The sequence below is a fragment of the Streptomyces sp. NPDC001219 genome, from assembly GCF_053597915.1.
The window spans coordinates 23,149-33,689 of record NZ_JBSFJF010000072.1 but is presented as its reverse complement, the minus strand read 5'-3'; the positions used below and the strand labels follow the sequence as shown (position 1 = coordinate 33,689).

The following is a 10,541-nucleotide window of genomic DNA, read 5'->3' as shown; positions in this document are numbered from 1 at the left end:
GCTGCGGGCTGCGGGCTGCGGGCTGCGGGCTGCGGGCTGCGGGCTGCGGGCTGCGGGCTGCGGGCTGCGGGCTGCGGGCTGCGGGCTGCGGGGCCAACGAGCGTGGAGGTGGTGGAGGTGGGTGGGTGGGTGGGTGGGTGGGCCGGGGGCCCGGGGGGGGGGAAGGAGAAGCCCCCAGTCAGCCGCGAACCCCCCGCAGCGCCATCGCCACCGCCGCCTCCGTGATCTCGCCCGGGTCCTCCGCGGCACCCAGTTCGATACGGCGGACCGCGGCGTCGACGACTCCCTGGAGGAGCATGGCCGCGAGCCGGGGCTGTTCGTGGCCGAGGGCGGCGAGCGCCTCGACGATCATGGCGATGAGTCCGCCGTGGGCCGCGCGGATCTTCTCGCGTGCCCCCGCGTCCAGCTCGCCGGCCGAGATCGCCACGACGGCACGGTGGCGCCGGTCGCCGACCAGCGCGAGTTGCCGGCGCACATACGCCTCGATCTTGTCCTCGGGCGTGTCGACACGCTGCATCGCCGCCTCGACCTCGGCGGCCCAGACCGGGAAATCGACGGCGCACAACTCTTCGACGACGGCGGCCCGCGACCGGAAGTACTCATAGACGGAGGAGCGCGCGAGGCCCGTGCGCTCGGCGAGGGCGGGGAAGGTCAGCGCTTCCGTTCCGCCTTCGGACAGCAGGGCGCGGGCGGCGTCCAAGAGGGCGCCGCGCTGCATCGTCCGGTGCTCGGCCACGGAGGCCGCTCGAATCCTTGGCACGTCACCACTCTACGGATGGCGCGCCCACCGTGGCACTCCACCCGGCGAGATGGCATGGGAAGACCTGGCGCCCGCGGCCCGTGACTCACCGTCCGACGTCGGCGAGTTTCGCCCTGAGCTGGAGTACGGATTTGGTGTGGATCTGGCTGACCCGGCTTTCCGTGACGCCGAGGACATTGCCGATCTCGGCGAGCGTGAGGCCCTCGTAGTAGTAGAGCGTGACCACGGTCTTCTCGCGTTCGGGGAGGGTGTTGATCGCACGCGCGAGCAGGCGCCGCAGCTCACGGTCCTCGGCGATCTCCACGGGGTTCTCGGCGGCCGTGTCCTCGAGGGTGTCCATGAGGCTCAGCCGTTCGCCCCCCTCTCCGCCGACGTGCAGAAGGTCCTCCAGCGCCACGACGTTCGCCAGGGACAGCTGGCTGAACACGCCGTGGAGTTCCTCCAGCGCGATGCCCATCTCCTCGGCGACCTCCGCCTCGGAGGGGGTACGGCGCAGTTGCGCTTCGAGGGTGGCGTAGGCGCGTTCGACAGCGCGGGCCTTCTGCCGTACGGAGCGCGGAATCCAGTCGAGCGCGCGCAGCTCGTCGATCATCGCGCCGCGGATACGGGTGATGGCGTACGTCTCGAACTTGATGGAGCGTTCGGGCTCGAACTTCTCGATGGCGTCGATCAGTCCGAAGACCCCGGAGGAGACGAAGTCGGCCTGTTCGACGTTGGGGGGCAGGCCGACGCTGACGCGGCCCGCGACGTACTTGACCAGCGGCGAGTAGTGCAGGATCAGCTGCTCCCGCAGCCGGCCGTCGCCGGACGCCTTGTAGGCGCGCCACAGCTCGTCCAGCGAGGTGGGCGGAGCGGGGCGCACGCTGCCGCGTGCGGCCGGTGGTACAGCCGCACGGTCAGACCCGGAGGTGTGCTGGGGCATTCGTCGCCTTGAGCCGTTCTGCCGAGACGCGGGTGGGTGGATGGATGAGGCTGAAGTGCCTGTGAGCGTAGCGTGACCATAGTGTCGCAGTGCGCGAGGACGGCAGGTTCGGCGGTGCGCAGATACGTTCCGCTGCCCGCACCCCAGGGTTACCTCGTACGCCGTGGCGACGTCCGGACGTGGTGGCGGGCGCGGGCTGCGGGAGGACCGTGCGGGCGGACACGGTGACATGACGGGCGAGGCTTCGTGTGTCCCCTGCGCCTCATTGCCGTCTCCCTACGAGTCGGGCCCGTGCCACGAAGCACGGCAAACCTGGATTCTGCGGTCATTCCCCTCACCCTTTCACCCGTTCGCCCCAGGTCAAGTACCGCCTCGCCGGGAACCTCCGGTCCTCTCGGCGCGTCGTGCCAACTCCCAGCGATCACCGCACCTTTGCACGAATCCGAGGGACAGCAGCTCGAGGAGTTTGGCGCGGGTGACATCGCCGGGCGTGCCGGCCTCCTGGGCCAGACGGCCGGTGTCCGCGCTGCCGCGCGCGGGCAGCGCCTCCAGTACGAGGGTCGCGACGGGGTCGAGAAGGTCGCGGATACGGGTCTGTCCTTGTCTTTCGGGGGCGAGCTCGCCGATGCTGCCGACGAGTTCGATCACCTCGTCGGCGTCGGTGACCACCGCGGCCTCACCGCGCAGGAGTTGGTGCACACCGGCGGACAGGGCGCTGGTGACGGGGCCCGGCATGCCCATCGTGAAGCGTCCGAGGGTCTGCGCACGCCGGGCGGTGACGAGTGAGCCGCTGCGGAGTTCGGCCTCCACGACGACGGTGCCTCTGGTGAGTGCGGCGATCACGCGGTTGCGCTGGATGAAGCGGCTGCGGGTGGGGTGGTCGCCGGGAGGTAACTCGGCCACCACCAGGCCTTGTTCGGCGATCCGGCCGATCAGCTCGGTGTGGCCGCGGGGGTAGGGGTGGTCGACTCCGGAGGCCATGACGGCGACGGTCGCGCCGTCCCCGGCGAGCGCGCCGCGGTGGGCCGCGCCGTCGACGCCGTAGGCCGCTCCGGAGACGACGGTCCAGCCGCGGTCGGCGAGTCCGGCGCCGAGGGTGGTGGCGAGGTGGGCGCCGTATTCGGTGCAGGCGCGGGCACCGACGACGGCGACCGAGCGCAGCGCCCAGAGTCTGAGGTTGGCCGTCCCGCGCACCCACAGGCCGATGGGGCGGGCGTCGCCGAGGTCGTCGAGCTGGCCGGGCCATTCCTGGTCTCCGGGGCAGAGGAACCGGCCGCCGAGCGCGGTGACGGCATCGAGGTCGGCGGTGGGGCGTGCGCGGGTGGCGCGCAGCCGCAGGCCGGCGATCTTGGCGTGCCTCGCGCCTGCGGGCGGGGTCGCATCGTCGCGGGACAGGGTGTGCCAGAGGGCTTCCGGGCCCATCTCGCGCAGCCAGCGGCCGGCGGTTTCGTCGCCTGGTTCGAGGATGCGGGTGAGGGCCGCGCGGGCGATGCGCTGGGGTTCGGGGGCCTCGCGCGCTGCGGGCCGTGGGCCGGTGGTCACGGGGCGGCTGCCGGTCGCCGTGGGCGGGGCAGGGCCTGGTCCGGCCGTCGGGTCGGGGGCGCGGTCCCGGTGCTGCCCGGCCGGCTCCGGCCCGTCGGTGGCGAAGCCCCAGGCGTCGATCCCGTTCATGGTCACCCCCGCTCGCGCGACGCACCAGCGGTCGCGGTCTCGGGGGTCTTGTCGCCGCCGTTGGCCGCCTTGAGGGCGCCGCGACGTACGCCGGTGCGGAGTTCCAGCGCCCAGTTGACGTCCTCCTTGGTGGGGCGGTCGCGGCCGGCCAGGTCGGCGGCGGTCCAGGCGACGCGGAGCACGCGGTCGAGGCCGCGGGCGGTGAGGAGGCCGCATTCGAGATCGCGTTCCGCTTGGGCCAGTGCACCGGGGTGGACCTGCCAGCGGGTGCGCAGCTCGTGCCCGGGTACCTCGCTGTTGGTGTGCCAGGGGGTGCCGGCGAAGCGTGCCATGGCGCGTTCACGGGCGGCCTGTACGCGTTCGGCCACGGCCGCGGTGGTTTCCGCGCCGCGGCCGAGTGCGATCAGCTCGGCGCGGGCGACCGGTTCCACGACGATCCGGAGGTCGACCCGGTCCATGAGGGGGCCGGAGAGCCGGGCCCGGTAGCGGCGGATGGACGACGGGCGGCATTCGCAGCCGCCGCCCGTGGTGCCGTGCCGTCCGCAGGGGCAGGGGTTGGCGGCGAGGGCGAGGAGGATACGGGCGGGCAGGCGCATCATGCCCGCGGCACGGGCGACGACGACATGACCGGACTCCAGTGGCTGGCGCAGTGCGTCCAGGACGCGTGGGCTGCACTCCGCGGCCTCGTCCACGAACAGCACGCCGTGATGGGCGAGGGACACGGCTCCGGGGCGGGGCAGTCCGGTGCCGCCGCCGACGAGGGACGCCATCGTCGCGGAGTGGTGCGGGGCGCAGTAGGGCGGCCGGTGGACCAGCGGCTGGCCCGGCGGGAGGGTGCCGGCTACCGAGTGGACGGCGGTGACCTCCAGGGATTCCTTGGGCGACAGAGGCGGCAGCAGCCCGGGGAGGCGTTCGGCGAGCATGGTTTTCCCGGCGCCGGGCGGGCCTTTGAAGAAGATGTGGTGGCGCCCGGCGGCGGCCACTTCCAGGGCGCTTCGGGCGCCGTGCTGGCCGGCGACGTCCGCGAGGTCAGGGGTGTGGTCCTCGGGCGGCAGACCCGCGCCTGCGCCGGTTCCGGGCACGATCAGCCCGGCGAGCGAGGCGTCGGGGCGGCCCTCCTCCCGGGGGTCTTCCTCCTCGGGCACCGGTTCGTCGGCGAGGACGGCGATGAGCTGGCGCAGGCTGCGTACCCCGAGGACGGAGACGCCGGGGACGAGCGAGGCCTCGGGAACGGTCTGTTCCGGGACGACGACCTGCCGGTATCCGGCATCCGCTGCGGCGAGTACGGCGGGCAGCACTCCGCGTACGGGGCGGACACGGCCGTCGAGGCCCAGTTCGCCGATCATCATCAGGTCGGTGAGTTCGCGGGGGTCCAGGCGCTCGGCGGCACCGAGCACGGCGCAGGCGACGGCCAGGTCGAAGCCGCTGCCCCCTTTGGGGACGGAGGCCGGGCTGAGGCCGACGGTGAGCTTCTTCTGCGGCCACTCGGCGCCGGAGTTCACGACGGCGGCACGTACGCGTTCTCTGGACTCGATGAGGCTCTTGTCGGGGAGTCCGACCAGGGTGAAGGCGGCGACGCCTGGTTCCAGGTCGGCCTGGACCTCGACGACGACCCCTTCGACACCCACCAGGGCGACGGAGCAGGTACGGGCGAACCCCATCAGGCCACCCCTCGTGCGTGCTGGACGACGGGGGCGCCGCGGGCCGGCAGCAGGACGCCGATGACATCGATCCGTACGCCGCCGGGCGGCGGGCCGCCGTGTCGCTCCAGCCAGCGTTCCGCCAGCAGCCGCAGCCGGGCGGTCTTCTCGGGGCGTACGGCAGCCATGGGGTGCTCGTACCAGCCGGCGCGACGGGTCTTGACCTCGCAGACCACCAGGGCGTCTCCGTCGGCGGCGACGATGTCGATCTCTCCGTCGCGGCAGCGCCAGTTCCGGTCCAGGATGCGCATCCCGGCCTCGATGAGCCGCCGGGCGGCCAGGTCTTCGCCATAGCGGCCGAGGGCGCGCCGCCGGTTGTCGGCCGGTTCGGGCGCTGCCGGGCCGGCGCCTCTCGCGTTGGCGCCGCTCGGGTCGGCACCCGGTGGCCCGGCGGCGGCCCTAGCCGCCGCAGGGGGCTTACCTCCCGGGGCCCTCGGAGGCGGCGCTCCACCCTTGCCACAGTCGGCAGGCGCGGTCCGCGCGGCCTGCCCCACCCCCGTATCGCGCATCCCTGCGCCGACCGGCCCAGAGCCGGGCTCCGGGCCGGTGCGCACCTCGTCCGGACCATCCGCCGAGCGCGCTCCACGCGCCGCGTCCCGCCCGCTCGCCCTGCTCGCCGCGCTCGCTCCCCGCGCCGCGTTCCGGTCCCTCGCGGAGCGCGTCCTCTGCGGCGCCTCCGTGCTCGGTGCGTTCTTTCCGGCCCGCGGGCCGGCCTGCATGGCGTTCATGCGGTACCACCTCCGGCACCGACTGTGACGCCCCCGAACCGATCTTTTGGATCTTGGTGGACAACGCCCCGGTTGTGGATAACTCGCTCACCCACACGGGGCACGACGGACCGTCACGGGCTGGCCGCTCCGTAGCTCCCGGCCGCCTCGGTCCCCGGCCGCCTCAGCTCCCGGGAAGATCCAGATCGCTCTTGTTGAGCTCCTCGATATTCACGTCCTTGAACGTGAGTACCCTCACCTGCTTGACGAAGCGGGCCGGGCGGTACATGTCCCAGACCCAGGCGTCAGCCATCGACACCTCGAAAAAGACCTCGCCCTGGACCGAGTGCACCTGCATCTCGTAATCGTTGGTGAGGTAGAAGCGACGCTCGGTCTCGATCACGTATTTGAACAGCCCGACGACGTCGCGGTACTCCCGGTAGAGCTTCAGCTCCATCTCGGTCTCGTACTTCTCGAGGTCCTCGGCGCTCATGGCAGTCCCCTTCAGCCGTGCGTCCCCCCATTGTGCGTCAGGCCTGCTCGGTCTCCAGAAGCACCGGCGCATCGGGGGGCCCATCGTCGAGCAGCGTGCGCAGCAACTCGGCGAGTCTGGTCGGGTACACCGTCTCATGGGAGGCGGACAGTTCCTCCGAAGTCCACCACCTCAGTCCCGAGACACTGCGTCGTTCCAGGTCCGTCTGCCCGCCCATGTGCGTGGCAGTCCGTTCCGTTCTTCCCAGGTAGTACCACTCGTCCTGCTCCCAGCGCCGCCCGTCGAAGGGGAAGGCGCAGCGGCGCTTCCACAGCACGGGGCCGAGGACGGCATCGGTGATTCCGGTCTCCTCGGCGAGCTCACGGCGGGCCGCCGCCTCGTGGCTCTCCGTACCTTCGAGGCCGCCGCCCGGGGTGAACCACCAGGTGTCGGCGGGGCGGTCCGGTTCGAAGCCGTGGAGCAGCAGGATGCGGTCGTCGGGGTCGAGCAGCACGATGCGGGAGACCTGGCGTACCAGGGGCGCCTCCGGTGCCTCGGCAGCCGGCTCCCCGCCCAGGGCCCGCTCGTCCGCAGCGGCCCGGCGCCCGGTCGTTTCCTCGGCGGCCGTGCCGCCCTCGCCGGGCCCGGCGCCGTTCGCCGCCCCGCGCCCCATGGGCTCCTCGGCGCCCCTCCCCCGCTCGTCAGCCACGCTTGCGCGCCGCACGCCGGGCGAGGGGACCGTAGGCCGCACCACCGAGGATGAGGACCGCGCCGGCGACCACCGCGGCGGCGATGGGCTGCACCGGGCCGGGCTGCGAGACACCGCCGGGCAGGGCGGCGAAGGCGGCCGGGCGCTGCGTCACACCGACGCTGCCGAGCGGCCAGGCGCGCGCGTCGACCCGGGCGTTGACGGCGCTGCGCGGCACCGAGCCGTGGTCGCTGTCGGTGAGGTGAACGCGGGAGTCGAGGGAGTCGTTGCGGTGGTCGCCGAGCAGGAAGAGCTGGCCGGCGGGGACCTTGGCCTTGAATCCGACGGGGGAGGCGGGCCCGTTGCCCTGCAGATACGGTTCCTCGACCGAGGTCCCGTTGACGGTCAGCCGGCCCTGCTTGGTGCAGCAGGAGACCTTGTCGCCGCCGACGCCGACGACGCGCTTGACCATGGGAAGGTCGCCCCAGACGTCGTCCTTGAAGACGACGATGTCGCCGCGGCGTATCTCGGAGCCGTCCACCCGCTCGGCCAGTACCCGGGCACCGGCCGCGATCGTCGGCGACATCGAATCGGTCGGCACCGTGTAGGGACGGTAGAGCACGGCCCCCCACACGAAGCCGCCCAGGAACAGCACACAGCCGACGGCCACGGCCAGACCGGACAGCACGCTGCCCGTCGTCCGCCCGCGGCCGTCGGTCCTGAGTTCGGTACTGCTGCTCATCCCAGCGCTCCCACCCCGCGGACCCGGCCCGCGTCGAAGATCCGGGACGGCACCTTACCTGGGGTTACGCTCTCCGGTCAGCCTCCGGCGACGCCACAGCACGATCGGCACCGCACCGGCCAGGCCCAGAGCGGCCGGAGCCGCACCGATTGCCTTGTTGAGCCCGGGCTGGTCGAAGGTGTCCGGTACCGGCAGGGTCGACCAGCGGTTGATCGGCCAGGCGATGGTGAACGCCCGGCCGACGACCTCGTCCTCCGAGACCGTGCCGTTGCCCTTGAGGTTCTGGTGGTAGCGGGAGTCGAGGGAGTCGTCGCGGTGGTCGCCCATGACCCAGATCCGGCCCTTGGGGACGTGGATCGGGCCGAACGCGCGGTCACCGCAGGGGGTGACGCCGGGGAAGATGTACGAGTCTTCCTTGAGGGCCTTGCCGTTGACCTTCACCGGGCCGGTGCCGTGGCACTCGACGGTGTCGCCACCGACCGCGATGACCCGCTTGATCAGGTCCTTCTCCTCCGCCGACGGCATCAGCCCGATGAAGCTGAGGACCTTCTGGACGGGGTTGGGCTCGGGGGTCGGCGTCTCGTTCAGCCAGCCGCCCGGGTCGTGGAAGACCACGACCTCGCCGCGCTGCGGCTTGGAGCCGAACCACGGCGTCAGCTTGTCGACCAGGACCCGGTCCCCGCGCTGCAGGGTGTCCTGCATCGAGTCGGACGGGATCGAGAACGCCTGCACCAGGAACGTCTTGATCAGCAGCGCCAGCAGCAGAGCGATGCCGATGAGGATCGGCAGCTCCTTCCAGAAGGCGCGCGGCTTCTTGGCCTTCTTCATGCCGCCGCTCACCTCCTCGCCTGCCGACCTGTCCAACGTATCGGACGCGCCGGATTCACCGGCCGGGGCAGAACGCTGCGCCTGTGCCCCTGACTGTGCTGGTGACGCAGACACGGAACCCGTCGCCGGTCCCGCGGTCTCACCTCGCCCTGCCGGCTCTTCGGGCTCTTCGGTTCCGGACCGCGCGCCGACCGCCAAGTCCCCCACATCTGCTCCTCACTCCACGCACTCGCCCGCCCGTCAACCGGTGCAGGCCCACCACTCCCATAACGAGCGGGAGTTCCGCAGGGGTCGGGAGTACGGACAAACTCTCGGATGACAGCTTATGCGGCACACCTGCCGAGGACGCCTTGGCGCCCGGCGCGTCGCGCACAGTGGTGAAGGTGTCCGGCTCCTCGAGGCGCCGCCAGTGGCTGAACGGCCAGGCGATCACCACGGCCCGGCCCACGACGTTGCCCTCCGAGACGGTGCCACGGTACGGCTCGTCCAGGTGGAAGCGCGAATCCGCGGAGTCGGAGCGATGGTCGCCCATCACGAAGATCCTTCCGGTGGGGACGGCCACCGAGAACTTCAGCGTGGAGGGCGGGTTGCCCGGGTGGACATACGGTTCGGTCAGCGGCTTGCCGTTGACGGTGACCCGGCCCTGCTTGTCGCAGCACTTGACGGTGTCGCCGCCGACCGCCACGACCCGCTTGATCAGGTCCTGCTCGTCGGCCGACGGCAGCAGCCCGATGAAGGTCATGGCGTCCTTGACCGGCTGGAAGGCGCCCCCGTCGGAGGGCGGCTTGGTCTGCTCGCCCTTGAGCCAGCCTCCGGGGTCCTTGAAGACGACGACGTCGCCGCGCTCCGGCTTGGAGCCGAACCACGGCGTCAGCTTGTCGACCAGGACCCGGTCACCGATCTTGATCGTCTGCTCCATGGAGCCGGACGGGATGACGAACGCCTGGACCAGGAAGGTCTTCAGAACGAGGGCAATGGCCAGCGCCACGCCGACGAGGATCGGGATTTCCTTCAGGTAGGAGCGCTGTCTGCGGCGCTTGATGCGCTTCGCCTGGCGCCGCCGCTCGGCACGGCCCCCGGCGGCGACACGGCCGGACCGCCGGCCCCCGTGCCCGCCCGCCGGCTGCGAGCCGCCGCGCGCACCCGAGTCGCCGCGCCCACTGGAGTCGCCGTACGCGTCGGTGTCGTACGCCTCGGTGGCGCCCGGCTCCGGCCTGTCGGTGCCCCGTGCCCGGCCCTGCTTGGCCGGGCGCCCGTGGCGGGGACGTCCGCGGTTACCCATGGCGGCCTGCCGCGGCGGGTATCCGGTCGAAGGTCCCCGGGGCGTCGAAGGTGCGCCAGCGGCTCACCGGCCAGCTGATCAGGTCCGCCCGGCCGATGACCTTGTCGACCGGGACGGTGCCGCCGCCCGGCTGGCCGAGGTGGTCACGGGAATCACTGGATCTGGCGCGGTGGTCTCCCATGACCCACAGCCGGCCCTGTGGCACCACGATGTCGAAATCCACCGAGGACGGCGCGTCCCCGGGGTGGAGATACGTCTCGCTCACGGGCTCACCGTTCACCTTGATCCGCCCCCGTTTGTCGCAGCAGGTCACACGGTCACCGCCGGTGCCGATCACGCGCTTGACGTAGTCGGTCTCGTCGGGCCGGGCCAGTCCCAGCGCCGCGCCGGCTCCGCGCAGCAGTCCCGTGACGGGATTCTCCACCTGTTCCCTGTGAACGAAGGAGCCGGTGCCGTCGAACACCACCACATCGCCCCGCGCCGGCTCGCTGCCGAAACGGTACGCCAGCTTGTTGACCAGCACCCGGTCCCCGATCCGCAGGGTGTTCTCCATGGAGGAGCTGGGGATCAGAAAGGGTTGTGCGACGAACGTGCTGAGCAGCAGCACAAAGGTCAGGCAGAGCGCGAGCAGGGTGACCGGCCGGTGGCGCAGAACAGCCACTGCACGGGTGCGGAAACGCGCGGAGCGCGACCCCTGCTCCGGCCCCTGGTCGGGGGTGGGAGAGGGGTCGCGCTCCGTGAGCTGTGCGTCGGTGTCCATCGGGCCCTG

10 protein-coding genes and 1 pseudogene are annotated in these 10,541 nt (G+C 72.1%); all 11 read right to left on the bottom strand.

From position 1 onward, the window contains the following. Positions 1 to 178: 178 nt before the first annotated feature. Positions 179 to 718 (bottom strand): TetR/AcrR family transcriptional regulator, encoded by a 540-nt coding sequence (locus ACWC9R_RS31385; RefSeq protein ID WP_450736590.1) that lies wholly within the window; start codon positions 716 to 718, stop codon positions 179 to 181. Between the two features lie 127 nt (positions 719 to 845). Next, a complete protein-coding gene (whiG, locus tag ACWC9R_RS31380) occupies positions 846 to 1,682 on the bottom strand; it encodes an RNA polymerase sigma factor WhiG (RefSeq protein WP_362604207.1) in 837 nt (278 codons plus the stop codon). A 360-nt stretch (positions 1,683 to 2,042) separates the two neighbouring features. Then, positions 2,043 to 3,353: a DNA-processing protein DprA gene (gene dprA, locus ACWC9R_RS31375; protein WP_450736581.1), complete on the bottom strand. Its 1,311-nt coding sequence runs from the start codon at positions 3,351 to 3,353 to the stop codon at positions 2,043 to 2,045. 2 nt (positions 3,354 to 3,355) lie between these two features. After that, a complete protein-coding gene (locus ACWC9R_RS31370; protein ID WP_450736579.1) occupies positions 3,356 to 5,014 on the bottom strand; it encodes a YifB family Mg chelatase-like AAA ATPase in 1,659 nt (552 codons plus the stop codon). Then, positions 5,014 to 5,370 (bottom strand): annotated as a pseudogene (locus tag ACWC9R_RS31365) (YraN family protein); the annotation flags it as partial. The gene ACWC9R_RS31370 and the pseudogene ACWC9R_RS31365, both read right to left, overlap by 1 nt. A gap of 574 nt (positions 5,371 to 5,944) precedes the next feature. Next, the gene (locus tag ACWC9R_RS31360) at positions 5,945 to 6,253 is read right to left on the bottom strand and encodes a DUF2469 domain-containing protein (protein WP_003980220.1); all 309 of its coding nucleotides are present in this window, start codon (positions 6,251 to 6,253) and stop codon (positions 5,945 to 5,947) included. Positions 6,254 to 6,290: 37 nt separating this feature from the next. Further along, a complete protein-coding gene (locus tag ACWC9R_RS31355) occupies positions 6,291 to 6,905 on the bottom strand; it encodes an NUDIX hydrolase (protein ID WP_450736588.1) in 615 nt (204 codons plus the stop codon). 28 nt (positions 6,906 to 6,933) lie between these two features. Continuing rightward, complete coding sequence (lepB, locus tag ACWC9R_RS31350) at positions 6,934 to 7,662, bottom strand: signal peptidase I (protein WP_450736577.1); 729 nt, start codon at positions 7,660 to 7,662, stop codon at positions 6,934 to 6,936. A 54-nt stretch (positions 7,663 to 7,716) separates the two neighbouring features. Continuing rightward, complete coding sequence (gene lepB, locus ACWC9R_RS31345) at positions 7,717 to 8,688, bottom strand: signal peptidase I (RefSeq protein WP_450736586.1); 972 nt, start codon at positions 8,686 to 8,688, stop codon at positions 7,717 to 7,719. Beyond that, the gene (gene lepB, locus ACWC9R_RS31340) at positions 8,630 to 9,772 is read right to left on the bottom strand and encodes a signal peptidase I (protein ID WP_450736575.1); all 1,143 of its coding nucleotides are present in this window, start codon (positions 9,770 to 9,772) and stop codon (positions 8,630 to 8,632) included. Before lepB (ACWC9R_RS31340) ends, lepB (ACWC9R_RS31345) begins: the two co-directional genes overlap by 59 nt. Further along, complete coding sequence (lepB, locus tag ACWC9R_RS31335; protein ID WP_450736573.1) at positions 9,765 to 10,532, bottom strand: signal peptidase I; 768 nt, start codon at positions 10,530 to 10,532, stop codon at positions 9,765 to 9,767. Before lepB (ACWC9R_RS31335) ends, lepB (ACWC9R_RS31340) begins: the two co-directional genes overlap by 8 nt. Positions 10,533 to 10,541 lie beyond the last annotated feature (9 nt).